Below are 14,402 nucleotides of genomic sequence, written 5' to 3'. Positions count from 1 at the left end.
TGCGGCCGCACAAACGTTGTAAACTCCGCCGCATCTCATTTCCGGGGTCACCCACGTGGACAGTTGCCCTTGTAGCAACAGGCCGGCTCAGGCCGGCACCGCGACGGGATAAGGTCGGCCGCCAGCTCGCCACCATCCCGCCGCTCCCAGGGATGGTGCGTTTTCCGGGGATTCCTCCCCGCGCACTCCATCGACAGACATCGCGACAGGCGCCCGCCACGGCGCGGTCGCCGGTTTTATTGGCTGCGCCGCCGGCGATGGCGGCGCGGCAGATTGCGAGGAGCATGCAATGATCAACGCCTTCGAGCTCGCCAACGGCCGACTCAAGCAGATTCACGTCGAATCGCGCGAGGACCTGGCGAAGGCCAAGCCGATCTGGATCGACATCGATTCGCCGACCGATCAGGAGCGCGACTGGGTGCAGGCGGTGTTCGGCACCGAGATTCCGGAGGAGGACGAGGTCGGCGACATCGAGGCGTCGGCCCGCTTCTTCCAGGAAGAGAACGGCGAGCTGCACATCCGCTCCGACTTCCTGCTCGACGACGAGGAGGGCGCGCGCAACGTCCGCGTCGCCTTCATGCTCAAGAACGATGTGCTCTACAGCCTGCACCACGAGGATCTGCCGGTGTTTCGCCTGGTGCGCATGCGCGCGCGGCTGAAGCCGGGCTCGGTCGCGGACTGCATGGACGTTCTGCTCGACCTCTACGCGACCGACGCCGAGTATTCCGCCGATGCGCTGGAGGAGGTCTACGAGGCGCTCGAGGCGGTCAGCCGCCAGGTGCTGAAGAGCCCGCTGACCGACGAGGACGCGGCCGAGGCGCTGGCCAACATCGCCCGCGAGGAGGACTTGAACGGGCGCATCCGCCGCAACGTGATGGACACCCGGCGCGCCGTCTCCTTCCTGATGCGCAACCGCCTGCTGACCGCCGACCAGGCCGAGGAGGCGCGGCAGATCCTGCGCGACATCGACTCGCTCGACGGCCACACCTCGTTCCTGTTCGACAAGATCAACTTCCTGATGGACGCCACCGTCGGCTTCATCAACATCAACCAGAACAAGATCGTGAAGATCTTCTCGGTGGCCTCGGTCGCGCTGCTGCCGCCGACGCTGATTGCCAGCATCTACGGCATGAACTTCGACTTCATGCCGGAACTGAAGTGGAAGCTCGGCTACCCGTTCTCGATCGGGCTGATGGTGGTGTCGGTGGCACTGCCCTTCTGGTACTTCCGCAAGAAGGGCTGGCTCAGGTAATCAATCGCCCGCCGGCGTCACCAGCTTGAGGCCGACGATGCCGGCGACGATCAGCGCGATGCAGGCGAGCCGCAGCGCATCGCGCGGCTCGTTGAACAGGACGATGCCGAGGATCGCCGTGCCGACGGCGCCGATCCCCGTCCACACCGCGTAGGCGGTTCCCAGCGGCAGCGCCTTCAGCGACAGCCCGAGCAGCACCACCGAGGCGACCATCGCGACGGCGGTGCCGAGCGACGGCCACAGCCGCGAGAAGCCGTCGGTGTATTTCAGCCCGACCGCCCAGCCGATCTCGCACAGCCCGGCGACGAGCAGCACCAGCCAGGCGACGGTCTGCGTCATTGCCGGGCGAACCAGGCGTCGGCGGCGGCGATCGTCGCGTCGATGTCGGCGTCGCTGTGCGCGGCCGAGACGAAGCCGGCCTCGAAGGCCGACGGCGCGAAGTAGTGGCCGGCCTCCAGCATGGCGTGGAAGAAGCGGTTGAAGGCTTCCTTGTCGCACTCCAGCACCGCCGCGTAGGTCGCCGGGCATTCCCTGGCGAAGTAGAGGCCGAACATGCCGCCGACCGACTGCGCGACGAAGTCGACGCCGTGCTTCTTCGCCGCCGCGGTGAGGCCGTCGGTCAGGCGCAGCGTCTTCTGCGTCAACGCTTCGTAGAAGCCGGGTTGCTGCACCAGCTTCAGCGTCGCGAGGCCCGCGGCCACCGCCACCGGGTTGCCCGACAGCGTACCGGCCTGATAGACCGGGCCGAGCGGGGCGATCTTTTCCATGATCTCGCGCTTGCCGCCGAAGGCGCCGACCGGCATGCCGCCGCCGATCACCTTGCCGAGCGTGGTCAGGTCCGGGGTGATGCCGTAGTAGCCCTGCGCACACTGCGGGCCGACGCGGAAGCCGGTCATCACCTCGTCGAAGATCAGCACCGCGCCGTACTGGGTGCACAGCTCGCGCATCGCCTGCAGGAACTCGGGTTTCGGCGCGATCAGGTTCATGTTGCCGACCACCGGTTCGACGATCACCGCGGCGATGCGGTCCGGGTGCTTGGCGAAGGCCTCTGCCAGCTGCTGCGGGTCGTTGTAGTCGAGCACCAGCGTGTGCTGCGCGAGGTCGGCCGGGACGCCGCCGGAGGACGGGTTGCCGAAGGTGAGCAGCCCGGAGCCGGCCTTCACCAGCAGGCTGTCGGAATGGCCGTGGTAGCAGCCCTCGAACTTGATCAGCACGTCGCGGCCGGTGTGGCCGCGGGCCAGCCGGATCGCGCTCATCGTCGCCTCGGTGCCGGAGGACACCAGGCGCACCATGTCGACGTTCGGCAGCAGCTCGCAGAGCAGGTCGGCCATCTCGATCTCGGCCTCGGTCGGTGCGCCGAAGGAGAGGCCGCGCGCGGCCGCTTCCTGCACCGCGCGGACGACGTCGGGGTGGGCATGGCCGAGGATCAGCGGGCCCCACGAGCCGACATAGTCGGTGTAGCGCTTGCCGTCGGCGTCCCACACGTGCGGGCCCTTGCCTTCCTTGAAGAAGCAGGGCACGCCGCCGACCGAGCGGAAGGCGCGCACCGGCGAGTTGACGCCGCCGGGGATGTGCCGCTGGGCGGCTTCGAAGAGTTGCTGGTTGCGGGAGGTCATGTTGTCGGCTCCTGGAACAATCGTTGGTAGTCCTGCGCGCGCCGGGCGATGTCCGGCGCCGCGAAAAGGTCGCTGATGACGGCGAGCAGGTCGGCGCCGGCGGCGACGATGCGCGGCGCGTCGGCGAGCGTGATGCCGCCGATCGCACAGACCGGCACGCCGAGCTCGGCGCGGGCGCGGCTGAGCAGGGCCAGCGGCGCGCGCACCGCCTGCGGCTTGGTCGGCGACGGGCAGACGGCGCCGAAGGCGACGTAGTCGGCACCCAGGGCGACGGCGCGGCGCGCCGTGTCGAGGTCGGCGTAGCACGAGGCGCCGAGCAGCCTGCCGGCGGGCAGCGCGCGACGGGCGGCGGCGAGGTCGCCGTCGTCGGCGCCGAGATGGACGCCGTCGGCGTCGACGGCCCGCGCCAGTTCGAGGTCGTCGTTCACGATGAAGCGGGCGCCGTGTTCGCGGCACAGCGCCTGCAGCGCGGTCGCCAGGCGTAGGCGGCGGGCGGCGTCGGTCGTCTTGTCGCGCAGTTGCAGCAGCGCCGCGCCGCCGCGCACGGCAGCGCCGGCGATGGCGATCAGCCGCGCCTCGTCCGTCTCTTCCGGCGTGATCGCGTACAGTCCGCGCAGCTTAGGGCGTGTTCTCATTCAATTCGTGGGGCGCGTTGCCCCGAGCCGGCGGTGAGCGCGAGACGCGCGGCGCCGCCCGCACTGGAGTGCGGGCAAGCCGAGCAACGAAGCGGGCGCCGCCGGCTCGGGGCAACCCTCCGGGACGCTGCCGTCGCGGGCGCATCGCGGTGTTGCCTCGGCTTGCCTGGCATCAGCCAGGCAGCGCCGACGCGCCTTGCGCTGCATCCCGTGACGACAGCGTCGTGCCCATGAATTGGATGAGAACACGCCCTAGGACTCATCCTGTTCGAGCTCGTCGGCGCGCGCCCAGAAGAAGCGGTCGGGGATGTGCTGGCCCATGCCCGGGCGGAAGCCGTTGGCCAGCGCCTGCCAGGTGTATTCCTGCGCGTCGCGCACGGCGTCGCCGATGTCCAGCCCGTTGGCGAGGTTGGCGGCGATCGCCGAGGCCAGCGTGCAGCCCGAGCCGTGGTAGCTGCCGGGCAGGCGCTCCCAGCGGTCGCTGCGGATCTGGCCGTTCTCGCCGTAGAGGGTGTTGATCACCTTCGCCGTGTTCTCGTGCGTGCCGGTGACCAGTACGTATTCGCAGCCGTAGCTGATCAGCCGCTGCGCGCAGCCGGCGAGGTCGGGCGAGTCCTCGTCGCCGTCCTCCTCGGCCAGGCGGCGGGCCTCCATGCTGTTCGGCGTCAGCACCGTCGTCTGCGGCAGCAGCATCTCGCGCATCGCTTCGACCATCTCCTCGGTCGACAGCTCGTCGCCGCGGCCGGAGGCGAGCACCGGGTCGAAGACCAGCGGGATGTCCGGATAGTCGGCGAGGATCTCGGCGACGACCGAGATGTTCTCGACGCTGCCGAGCAGCCCGATCTTGAATGCGGCCACCGGCATGTCTTCGAGCACCGCGCGCGCCTGGTCCTCGACCCAGTCGGCGTCGAGCGCATGCACCGCCTCGACGCCGAGGGTGTCCTGGACGGTGATCGCGGTGATCACCGACAGCGGGTGGCAGCCCATCGAGGCCTGGGTCAGCAGGTCGGCCTGCACGCCGGCGCCGCCGGAGGGGTCGCTGGCGGCGAAGGTGAGGACGATGGGCGGGAGCAGTCGGGGGTTCTGGTTCATGCGCGGCGCCGGCTTGGCACGGCAAAAGCGGTTTGGCTAGAATCGCCGATTCTACCCCATCTGCTCCATTCGCCGCCCCGCCAATGAACTCTCCGACCGTCGCCAAGCCCCGTACCTGGATGTGCCAGGTCTGCGGCTGGATCTACGACGAGGCAGCCGGCGCGCCCAACGAGGGAATCCCACCGGGAACCCGCTGGGAAGACCTGCCGATCAACTGGGTCTGCCCGGAGTGCGGGGCGCGCAAGGAGGACTTCGAAATGATCGAAATCTGAGCCATTTACGGTATAGTTGGATGCAATTATTTCGGCGCCGGCCCGGAAAACAGGCGAAGAACACAGATTATCCGGCGCCCATGGAGGAAGGAATTGGCTGAAGCTGCAAACCTGCGCGGCGTCAAGGTCATGGTGATCGACGACAGCAACACCATCCGGCGCAGCGCCGAGATCTTTCTGGTGCAAGCCGGTTGCCAGGTGCTGCTCGCCGAGGACGGCTTCGATGCGCTGGCGAAGATCGCCGACCATCAGCCGGACATCATCTTCTGCGACATCATGATGCCGCGCCTCGACGGCTACCAGACCTGCGCGCTGATCAAGAAGAACGCCCGTTTCCGCGCCACGCCGGTGATCATGCTCTCCTCCAAGGACGGCCTGTTCGACCGCGCCCGCGGCCGCATGGTCGGCTCCGACCAGTACCTCACCAAGCCGTTTACCAAGGACAGCCTGCTGCAGGCGGTTGCGAGCTTCGCGCCGCAGTCGGTTCAGTAACGAGACTCGCATCACACGCAATCATCGGAGTAACAGCATGCCCGTGAAGAAAATCCTCGTCGTCGACGATTCCCCCACCGAGCGCCATTTCCTGGTCGAGCTGCTGAGCAAGAACGGCTACCAGGTGGTCACCGCCGAGAGCGGCGAGGAAGGGATCAGCAAGGCCAAGGCGGAGTTGCCGGACCTGGTCATCATGGACGTGGTGATGCCCGGCCTCAACGGCTACCAGGCGACGCGCACGCTGACCCGCGACGACGACACCAAGAACATCCCGGTCTTCGTGTGCACGACGAAGAGCCAGGAAACCGACAAGATCTGGGGCCTGCGCCAGGGCGCCCAGGATTACCTGGTGAAGCCGGTCAATCCGGAAGAACTGCTGGCCAAGATCGCCGCCCTCTGAGCCGCGCGCGGGCATGGCGAAGAAGATCAGCCTCCGGGAGTTCCAGGAGCACCTGGCCGCCCGCCTCTCCAGCGCGGCGCAGGGCCAGGCCACCGCCGCCCTGCTCGGCGTCCAGGCCGGCAACGACTACTGGCTGCTGAACCTGTCCGACTCCGGCGAGATCGTGCCGCTGCCGCCGCTGGCCCCGGTGCCGCTGACGCGACCGTGGTTCGCCGGCATCGCCAACATCCGCGGCAACCTGTACTCGGTTGCCGATTTTTCCGCCTTTCGCGGCGGCGAGCCGACCCCGGTCAACGCGACGTCGCGCCTGCTGCTGATCGGCACGCGCCACGGCAGCAACGCGGCGCTGCTGGTGACGCGCATGCTCGGGCTGAAGAACCCCGAGCAGTTCTCGCCGGCGGCATCGACTGCGGACGCCGCCCGCCCGTGGGAGAGCGAGCGCCTGGTCGACGGCGACGGCCGCGAATGGCGGCGGCTCAACGTCCGCGCGCTGCTCGCCGACCCCGATTTCATGGAGATCGGCGCCTGAGCCGGCGCTCGGGTTAGGGCCGGTCCGACGATACGCACAGAGAAAATAACAGGAGACGATTCATGGCGTTCAAGCTGAACCTGCCCGGCTTCGGAGGGGGCCAGAAACCCGGTGCCGCGGAGCAGACGATTGCCGCGCCCACGGTTATGGATGGCGGCAAGGCGGCGAAGGGGAAGAAGGGGGCGGCGCTGGGCATGCTCAGCCAGTATCCGGTCATCCGGCAGCTGCAGATCCTCGGCGGCGCGCTGGTGCTGGCGATGATCCTGCTGATCGCGCTGATCTACCACGACAACCGCGAGTCCTCGTACGGTACCGCCTACATCGCCGCCTCCGGCGAAATGCGCATGCTGTCGCAGCGGCTGGCGAAGTCCTCGACGCTGGCGCTGCAGGGCAATGCGACCGCGTTCAAGCAGCTGCGCGATTCGCGCGAGCGCTTCTCGCAGCTGATCGAGCGCCTGACCAATGGCGGCGAGATCGACGAAGTCAAGGTGCCGCCGTCGCCGGAGGCGGTGCAGGAGGCGCTGAAGGGGCTGACCGAGGAGTGGGTCAAGACCGACAAGAACGCCGGCCAGCTGCTGGAGATGGAGAAGAACCTGATCGCGCTCGGCAACGACGTGGCGACGATCAACAACAAGAACCCGCAGCTGCTGGAACAGGCGGAACAGGTCGCGGCGCTGAAGCTGCAGGCCGGCGGCGGCACGCGCGAGGTGGTCGCCGCGAACCAGCTGGTGATGCTGACGCAGCGCGTCGCGAAGAACGCCTCGGCGCTGCTCGTCGGCGACGCGATCGACCCGGAAGTCGCCTTCCTCCTCGGCAAGGACACCAACACGTTCCGCGACCTGCTGCAGGCGCTGTCGAAGGGCAGCGACACGCTGCGCATCAGTGCCACCAGCGATGCCGACACGCGGCAGAAGCTCGGCGAACTGGAAGCGACCTTCAAGGACTACCAGGGCGCGGTCGGCGGCATCCTCGGCTCGATGCAGCGGCTGGTGCTGGCGAAGCAGGCCGGCGCCAACATCTTCCGCGATTCGGAAAACCTGCTCGCCGCGACCGACAAGCTGGCCGGCGCGTACCAGGGGGAACTCGCCGAGCGCACCGGCTACGTGCTCTTCCTGGTCATCCTCGGCGGCCTCGTGCTGCTGATCCTCGGCCTGATGGCCAAGGTCTACCTCGACGACTCGGCGCGCCGCGCGGCGGAGGCCGAGCAGAGTCGGCAGGAGACCGAACGCGTCAACCGCACCAACCAGGACGCGATCCTGCGCCTGATGAACGAACTGGGCGACCTCGCCGACGGCGACCTGACCGTCACCGCGACCGTGTCCGAGGACATCACCGGTGCCATCGCCGACTCGATCAACTACACGATCGAGGAACTGCGCGTGCTGGTCGGCCGCATCAACGACGCCGCCGGCCGCGTGACGCAGGCGACCGAGATCGCGCAGCAGACCTCGGCCGAGCTGCTCGCCGCCGCCGAGAAGCAGTCCGAGGAAATCCAGGACGCCGGCCGCTCGGCGCTGGACATGGCGCGCTCGATGAACCAGGTGTCGAGCAACGCCAACCAGTCGGCGCAGGTCGCGCGCCAGTCGCTGGCCGCCGCCGAGAAGGGCGCGCAGGCGGTGCAGGACTCGATCAAGGGCATGAACGAAATCCGCGAGCAGATCCAGGAAACGTCGAAGCGGATCAAGCGCCTCGGCGAATCCTCGCAGGAGATCGGCGAAATCGTCGAACTGATCTCGGACATTACCGAGCAGACCAACGTGCTGGCGCTGAACGCCGCCATCCAGGCGGCCTCCGCCGGCGACGCCGGCCGCGGCTTCACGGTGGTTGCCGAGGAAGTGCAGCGCCTCGCCGAACGCTCGGCGGAAGCGACCAAGCAGATCGCGGCGATCGTGAAGACGATTCAGACCGACACGCAGGACGCCGTCTCCGCGATGGAGCAATCGACGCAGGGCGTGGTCGAAGGGGCCAAGCTGTCCGACGCCGCCGGCCAGGCGCTGGCCGAGATCGGCGACGTGTCGAAGAGCCTCGCCGGCCTGATCGAGAACATTTCCGCCGACACGCAGAAGCAGGCGCAGTCGGCGACCGGCGTCGCCAGCAAGATGCAGGAAATCCTGCGCGTCACCGAACAGGCCACTGCCGGCACGCAGCGCACCGCCGAGGCGGTCGGCGAACTGGCCGGTCTGGCGACTGAACTGAAGGGTTCGGTCGCCGGCTTCAAGGTCGCCTGAAGCGCAGGGCCATCACGACGCCCGTAGAGGAGAAAGAAGTCCGCATGAACGCTGCGACGGAATTCGACGTCGGTCCGCTGACCTGGGTCAAGAGCGAAATCGACCTGGCGCTGGAGCGCGCCGCCGAGGCGCTCCGGCAATTCACTGCCGGCGGCGACGCGACGCAGCTCAAGTTCGCCCGCACGCACCTGCACCAGGTGCGCGGCGCGCTGGCGATCGTCGGCCTCGACGGCGTCACGCAGTGCGTCGATGCCCAGGAAGGGCTGCTCGACGATTTCGAGCAGCAGAAGGTCGCTGCCGACGGCGAGCGCGTCGCGCTCGTGCTGCGGGCGATCGATGCCGTTCGCCACTACCTCGACGACCTGGTCAACGGCGAGCCGAACCAGCCGCTGCGGCTGCTTCCGGTCTACGGCGAAATCCTCGCCGCGCGCGGCCACAAGCGCGTGTCGGCGACCGACCTGTTCTTCCCCGACCTGTCGCTGCGCCCGCCGCGGCGGGCGCCGGCGCCGGCGCTGCCGCGCGACGAGCTGCAGCAGCTGCTGCGCGCGCAGCGCGCCCGCTTCCAGCGCGGCCTGCTCGCCTGGCTGCGCAATCCCGCCGAGCGCGGCGGCATCGCCGAGATGCTCGACGCCACGCGCCAGGTCGAGGCGACGCAGGAACTGGCCGCGGCGCGCGCCTTCTGGTGGGTCGCCGCCGGCATGCTCACCGCGCTCGCCGAGGACCGCCTGCCGGCCGGCGTCGACATCAAGCAGCTGTGCGCACGCATCGACCTGCAGATCCGCCGCCTGATCGAGGGTTCGCAGAACGTCGCCGAGCGCCTGATGCGCGACGCCCTCTACTATGTCGCGCAGGCCGAGGCGTCCGCCGACGGCCTCGTCCGCCAGATCAAGGACACCTACCAGCTGCAATCGCTGCTGCCGGCGCAGGCAGCCGCGGTGGCGGCGCCGCAGGAAGCGCTGCGCCGCCGCCTGCGCGAGTCGATCGCCGCGACCGAGGAGGCCTGGAACAAGTTCTGCGCCGGCACGGCGCAGTCGCTGCCGGTCTTCCGCGACCACGCCGCGACCATGCAGCAGACCGTCGAGCAGCTCGGCCATACCGACTACCGCCGGCTGGCGCAGGCCATCGCCAGCGCCGCCAACTGGCTGGCGGAGAAGCCGTCGCGGCACAGCGAGGCGCTGGCGATGGAAATCGCGACGGCGATCCTGCTGGCGCAGAACGCGCAGGAGAACTTCACCCGCCTCGGCGCCGATTTCGCGCACCAGGTCGACGTGATGGTCGCCCGCCTGCACGGCTTCCTCGCCGACAATCCGCCGGCCCCCGGCTCCGAGGTGCCGCTGCTCGACGAGATGTCGCGCCAGGCGCAGGAAAAGCTGCTGATCGGCCAGGTCGCCAAGGAAATCCAGAGCAACCTGGCGCAGATCGAACAGGTGCTCGACGGCTTCTTCCGCGACGCCGACAAGCGCGGCGACCTGGCCGGGCTCGACGGCCCGCTGCACCAGATCGTCGGCGCGCTGATGATCATGGGCCAGAACGCCGCGGTCGACACCCTGCACGAATGCGAGGGCGAGATCCGCCGCTTTGCCGCGGCCGACTACGTGCCGCAGGAAGGCGACTTCGAACGCGTCGCCGACCGCCTGTCGGCGCTCGGTTTCTTCATCGACGCGATGCAGCACGGAGCGACCGACTTCGCCGAGTTCACGCGCTCGATGAGCGCCCCGCCGCCAGCCGCGGCCGAGGAGGAAGCGGCCGCCGGCAGCGTCGAGCAGGAACTGGAGCAGGCCAAGCGCGAGACGCAGGCGCTGCTGATTGCGCTGAAGGAGCAGCCGGCCGACGAAGGCCTGCGCCAGGAGCTGAAGCAGAACCTGGAGACGCTGAAGCAGGACGCCGACCTGGTTGCCGACAGCGCACTCGGCCAGCAGGCGAAGGCGGCGCTGTCGGCGCTCGACGCCGGCGGCGCGCCGGCGGTCGACGAGGCGCTGGCCGGCCTGCGGCCGCAGACCGCCGCGGCGCCGACGCCGTCGGCGGAAACGCTGCAGCTGGCACAAGCCGACGAAGAGGACCTCGACGCCGAACTGCTGGCGATCTTCATCGAGGAAGCGAAGGAGGTGCTGCAGGCGGTCGCCGGCAACCTCACGCTGCTGCAAGAGCAGCCGCACAACGTCGAAGTGCTGACCAACATCCGCCGCTCCTTCCACACGCTGAAGGGGTCCGGGCGCATGGTCGGGCTGCGCGAGCTGGGCGAGGTCGCCTGGGGCATCGAGCAGGTGCTCAACCTCTGGTTGCGGCAGGAGCTCGAGGTGACGCAGCCGGTGTTCGAACTGGTCAGCGAGGGGCAGCGGGTGTTCACGGCCTGGGTCGCCCACCTCGAGGAGCGCAGCCTGCCGCTGCCCGACGCCGGGCCGCTGGTCGCGCTCGCCGACGCGTTGCGCGTCGGCGGCGAGGTGCCGCCTACCCCGGTGCCCGCGGCATCGGAGCCGCCGGCAGAAGCGTTGCCGGCGGCGACCGGCGACGAGGAGACGTACGACGAGGCGGCGACGACCGTCGTCCTCGGCAATTTCGGCGCCGCCGAAGCAGCGCCGCCGCCGGCCGAGCCGCTGGAAATCATCGACATCGCGCCGATCGATCTCGGCGACATTCCGTTTGCCGAGGCGCCGGTGGAGGCCGCCACGGTGCCCGAGGAGGTCGTGCTGCCGGAGCTGCCGGCGGAGCTTCCCGCCGAGCCGCCGAGTGCGACCGTCGTCGTCGGCCATTTCGGGCAGCGGACGCCTGAGCCGGAAGCCGACGCCGCCGACCGCGAACCGTCGCTGCCGGCCGACGAGCCGCTCGTCATCGATCTGCTGCCGCCGGAACCGGTGGCGACGGTGCCGACCTTGCCGGCCGAGGAATTCGTGCTGCCCGAGCTGGCCGACGAGGCGCCGCTGGCGGAAGTGATCGAGCTGGCGATGCCGGCGGCCGAAGCCGAGCCGGGCGTCGAGCTGCCCGCGCCGGCCGAGGTACCGCCGGCCGAGCGCGGCGCGAGCCTGGGCATTTCGGCCACCCTCTTCGACATCTTCCTCGAGGAGGCACGCAGCCACATCGCCACGCTCAACCGCGAGTTTGCCTCGTTCGCCGCCGACCCGACGCAGCCGACGCCGTACCCGATGGCGCGCGCCGCGCACACGCTGGCCGGCATTTCCGGCACGGTCGGCCTGGCCGTGATCAACCGCCTCGGTGCGACGCTGGAGCATGCGCTGCTGCGCCGCGAGACGACCGACCACCCGGAAAGCATCGCCGGCGTCGAGGTCGTCCGGCAGACGATCGCGGCGCTCGAGGAAATGGTCGTCGGTGTCGCCGACGAACGGCTGCCGGAGGCCAATCCGCAGCTGATCGACGCGCTCGACCAGCTCTATCCGCCGCCCGCGGCGTTGGTGCTCGGCGAGGAGTTGATCGACGCGGCACCGCCGGCGCCGACGCCGGCGACGCCCGAGGCACCGGCCGAACCCGCGCCGGCGGCGGCCGCCGTGCCCGGCGCCATCGTCACGCCGCTCGCCGGCGTCAAGGACGAGCTCGACGAGCAGCTGCTGCCGATCTTCCTCGAGGAAGCCTTCGAGCTGATCGGCGGCATCAACGAACAGCTTCGCCAGTGGCGTGCCGCGCCCGGCGACCACGAAACCCTGCGTGCGCTGCACCGCCTGTTCCACACGCTGAAGGGCAGCGCCCGCATGGCCGGCGCGATGACGCTCGGCGAAATCACCCATGCCATCGAATCGCGCGTCGAGCAGGCCGACAAGGCCGGCAGCGCGCCGCCCGAGCTGATCGACGACGTCGAGTCGGCCTTCGACAGCGTCGTCCAGATCGTCGAGCGCCTGCAGCGCGGCGAGTCGCTGGAGGCGCCGCCCGTCGCCGCTGCCGACGCCTCGCCGGAGCTGGCGTCCGCCGTCGCCCTGGCCGAAGAAGCCGCCCCGGCCTTGCCGGTGACCGTGGTCGAGGCGGCCGGCGTTGCCGCCGCGCCGTCGGTCGAGGCCGGCGGCGAGGAAGCGGCGGCGCAGAAGGCAACGCTGCGCGTGCGCGCCGACCTGATCGACCAGCTGGTCAACGAGGCCGGCGAACTGTCGATCGCCCGCGCGCGGATCGAGGGCGAGATGGTCAGCCTGAAGGGCTCGCTGCTCGACCTCACCGAAAACGTCATCCGTCTGCGCCGCCAGCTGCGCGACATCGAGATCCAGGCCGAAACGCAGATGCAGTCGCGCATCGCGCAGACCGACGAGAAGCACGCCGGCTTCGACCCGCTCGAATTCGACCGCTTCACCCGCTTCCAGGAACTGACGCGGATGATGGCCGAGTCGGTGAACGACGTCGCGACGGTGCAGCAGAACCTGCTCAAGAACCTCGACGATGCCAACGCGGCGATCCTCGCGCAGGCGCGCATGAACCGCCAGCTGCAGCAGGAACTGATGAGCGTGCGCATGGTGCCGTTCGCCAGCCAGGCCGACCGCCTCTACCGCATCGTGCGGCAGACCGCGAAGGAGCTCGGCAAGCGCGCCAACCTGGAAATCCGCGGCGGCCAGGTCGAACTCGACCGCTCGGTGCTGGACAAGATCGGCGCGCCGCTCGAGCACCTCTTGCGCAACGCCGTCGCGCACGGCCTGGAAGGCCGCGAGGCGCGGCTCGCCGCGGGCAAGACCGAGATCGGCGAAGTGACGCTGACGCTGGCGCAGGAAGGCAACGAAATCATCCTGAGCATGGCCGACGACGGCGCCGGCCTCGACTTCGCGCGCATCCGCGCGCGCGGCATCGAGGCCGGGCTGCTCGCCGCCGACGAGGAGGCCGACGAGGGGCGCCTGATCAAACTGATCTTCACGCCCGGCTTCTCCACCGCCGCCGAGGTCAGCCAGATCGCCGGCCGCGGCGTCGGCATGGACGTCGTGAAGACCGAGATCGGGGCGCTCGGCGGCCGCATCGAAGTCAATTCGCTGCCCGGCAAGGGCTGCACCTTCCGCCTCTACATCCCGCTGACGCTGGCGGTGACGCAGGCGCTGCTGGTCCGCGCCGGATCGCACCTCTATGCGATCCCGTCGTCGATGATCGAGCAGGTGCTGGAGCTCAAGGAAACCTTCCTCGCCCGCATTCGCGAGGCCGGCGAAGCCGAGTGGCTGGGCAACCGGTATCCCTACCGCTTCCTGCCGCACCTGCTCGGCGACACCGGCGCGCTGCCCGAGGCGCGGCGCCAGTACTGGGTGCTGCTGCTGCGCTCCGGCGCGCAGCGCGTCGCGGTGCAGGTCGACGAACTGCGCGGCAACCGCGAAATCGTCGTCAAGAACATCGGCCCGCAGCTCGCCCGCGTCGTCGGCATCGACGGGGCGACGGTGCTCGGCGACGGCCAGGTGGTGCTGATCCTGAACCCGGTGGCGCTCGCTTCGCGCGCCCGCGCCGCGCACTTGCCGGAGGTCGCGCCGACCGCGCTGCAGGCGCCGGACGAGCACAAGGCGACGGCGGCGACGCTGCCGACGGTGATGGTCGTCGACGACTCGCTGACGGTGCGCAAGATCACCGGCCGCCTGCTGTCGCGCGAGGGCTACCAGGTGCTGACGGCGAAGGACGGCGTCGATGCGCTGGAGCAGATGCTCGACATCATCCCCGACGTGCTGCTGGTCGACATCGAGATGCCGCGCATGGACGGCTTCGACCTGACGCGCAACGTGCGCGCCGACGAGAAACTGAAGGACGTGCCGATCATCATGATCACCTCGCGCACCGCCGACAAGCACCGCAACTACGCGTTCGAGATCGGCGTGAACAACTACCTCGGCAAGCCCTACCAGGAAGACGAGCTGCTCCGGCTGGTCGGCGACTACACGCGGGCCAAGCGCCAGCACTGAGCACCGGCGGCGCTGCGGAAGGGGCCGG

The 14,402-nt window shown here is 69.5% G+C and carries 11 protein-coding genes; 7 read left to right on the top strand and 4 right to left on the bottom strand.

The features are described from left to right. Positions 1-289 precede the first annotated feature (289 nt). On the top strand, positions 290-1,252 hold the full coding sequence (gene corA / locus IWH25_RS02495; protein ID WP_203387787.1) for a magnesium/cobalt transporter CorA: 963 nt from the start codon (positions 290-292) through the stop codon (positions 1,250-1,252). On the opposite strand, the gene sugE is transcribed toward corA, so the two are convergent. The 4 genes from sugE to thiD form a co-directional block, all read right to left on the bottom strand. Further along, on the bottom strand, positions 1,253-1,591 hold the full coding sequence (gene sugE / locus IWH25_RS02490) for a quaternary ammonium compound efflux SMR transporter SugE (RefSeq protein WP_203387786.1): 339 nt from the start codon (positions 1,589-1,591) through the stop codon (positions 1,253-1,255). Beyond that, complete coding sequence (gene hemL, locus IWH25_RS02485) at positions 1,588-2,868, bottom strand: glutamate-1-semialdehyde 2,1-aminomutase (RefSeq protein WP_203387785.1); 1,281 nt, start codon at positions 2,866-2,868, stop codon at positions 1,588-1,590. The genes sugE and hemL overlap by 4 nt, the downstream gene beginning before the upstream one ends. Then, complete coding sequence (gene thiE, locus IWH25_RS02480) at positions 2,865-3,503, bottom strand: thiamine phosphate synthase (RefSeq protein ID WP_203387784.1); 639 nt, start codon at positions 3,501-3,503, stop codon at positions 2,865-2,867. The genes hemL and thiE overlap by 4 nt, the downstream gene beginning before the upstream one ends. A 252-nt stretch (positions 3,504-3,755) precedes the next feature. Continuing rightward, a complete protein-coding gene (gene thiD, locus IWH25_RS02475) occupies positions 3,756-4,595 on the bottom strand; it encodes a bifunctional hydroxymethylpyrimidine kinase/phosphomethylpyrimidine kinase (RefSeq protein ID WP_203387783.1) in 840 nt (279 codons plus the stop codon). Between the two features lie 119 nt (positions 4,596-4,714). Here thiD and IWH25_RS02470 point away from each other — a divergent pair, with 119 nt between their 5' ends. The 6 genes from IWH25_RS02470 (at position 4,715) to IWH25_RS02445 (ending at position 14,374) form a co-directional block, all read left to right on the top strand. After that, on the top strand, positions 4,715-4,867 hold the full coding sequence (locus tag IWH25_RS02470) for a rubredoxin (protein ID WP_203389127.1): 153 nt from the start codon (positions 4,715-4,717) through the stop codon (positions 4,865-4,867). 129 nt (positions 4,868-4,996) lie between these two features. Beyond that, the gene (locus IWH25_RS02465; RefSeq protein ID WP_203389126.1) at positions 4,997-5,359 is read left to right on the top strand and encodes a response regulator; all 363 of its coding nucleotides are present in this window, start codon (positions 4,997-4,999) and stop codon (positions 5,357-5,359) included. A 37-nt stretch (positions 5,360-5,396) separates the two neighbouring features. Beyond that, positions 5,397-5,759: a response regulator transcription factor gene (locus IWH25_RS02460; protein ID WP_275403831.1), complete on the top strand. Its 363-nt coding sequence runs from the start codon at positions 5,397-5,399 to the stop codon at positions 5,757-5,759. Positions 5,760-5,772: 13 nt separating this feature from the next. Further along, the gene (locus IWH25_RS02455; RefSeq protein ID WP_203387782.1) at positions 5,773-6,288 is read left to right on the top strand and encodes a chemotaxis protein CheW; all 516 of its coding nucleotides are present in this window, start codon (positions 5,773-5,775) and stop codon (positions 6,286-6,288) included. Positions 6,289-6,350: 62 nt separating this feature from the next. Continuing rightward, entirely contained in the window at positions 6,351-8,516 is a 2,166-nt protein-coding gene (locus tag IWH25_RS02450) for a methyl-accepting chemotaxis protein (RefSeq protein ID WP_203387781.1), read from the top strand. A 44-nt stretch (positions 8,517-8,560) separates the two neighbouring features. Then, a complete protein-coding gene (locus IWH25_RS02445; RefSeq protein WP_203387780.1) occupies positions 8,561-14,374 on the top strand; it encodes an Hpt domain-containing protein in 5,814 nt (1,937 codons plus the stop codon). The last annotated feature ends 28 nt before the right edge of the window (positions 14,375-14,402 follow it).

The sequence above is a fragment of the Azospira restricta genome (assembly GCF_016858125.1).
Lineage (GTDB): Bacteria > Pseudomonadota > Gammaproteobacteria > Burkholderiales > Rhodocyclaceae > Proximibacter > Proximibacter restrictus.
Note: the sequence above shows the minus strand (reverse complement) of the source record. Positions and strands in the feature narration are given on the sequence as shown.

What these genes read in the sequence shown, in the direction of transcription:
- corA (WP_203387787.1), top strand. Translation starts at nt 290, where the DNA reads ATGATCAACGCCTTCGAGCTCGCCAACGGCCGACTCAAGCAGATTCAC.
- sugE (WP_203387786.1), bottom strand. Translation starts at nt 1,591, where the DNA reads ATGACGCAGACCGTCGCCTGGCTGGTGCTGCTCGTCGCCGGGCTGTGC.
- hemL (WP_203387785.1), bottom strand. Translation starts at nt 2,868, where the DNA reads ATGACCTCCCGCAACCAGCAACTCTTCGAAGCCGCCCAGCGGCACATC.
- thiE (WP_203387784.1), bottom strand. Translation starts at nt 3,503, where the DNA reads ATGAGAACACGCCCTAAGCTGCGCGGACTGTACGCGATCACGCCGGAA.
- thiD (WP_203387783.1), bottom strand. Translation starts at nt 4,595, where the DNA reads ATGAACCAGAACCCCCGACTGCTCCCGCCCATCGTCCTCACCTTCGCC.
- IWH25_RS02470 (WP_203389127.1), top strand. Translation starts at nt 4,715, where the DNA reads ATGTGCCAGGTCTGCGGCTGGATCTACGACGAGGCAGCCGGCGCGCCC.
- IWH25_RS02465 (WP_203389126.1), top strand. Translation starts at nt 4,997, where the DNA reads ATGGTGATCGACGACAGCAACACCATCCGGCGCAGCGCCGAGATCTTT.
- IWH25_RS02460 (WP_275403831.1), top strand. Translation starts at nt 5,397, where the DNA reads ATGCCCGTGAAGAAAATCCTCGTCGTCGACGATTCCCCCACCGAGCGC.
- IWH25_RS02455 (WP_203387782.1), top strand. Translation starts at nt 5,773, where the DNA reads ATGGCGAAGAAGATCAGCCTCCGGGAGTTCCAGGAGCACCTGGCCGCC.
- IWH25_RS02450 (WP_203387781.1), top strand. Translation starts at nt 6,351, where the DNA reads ATGGCGTTCAAGCTGAACCTGCCCGGCTTCGGAGGGGGCCAGAAACCC.
- IWH25_RS02445 (WP_203387780.1), top strand. Translation starts at nt 8,561, where the DNA reads ATGAACGCTGCGACGGAATTCGACGTCGGTCCGCTGACCTGGGTCAAG.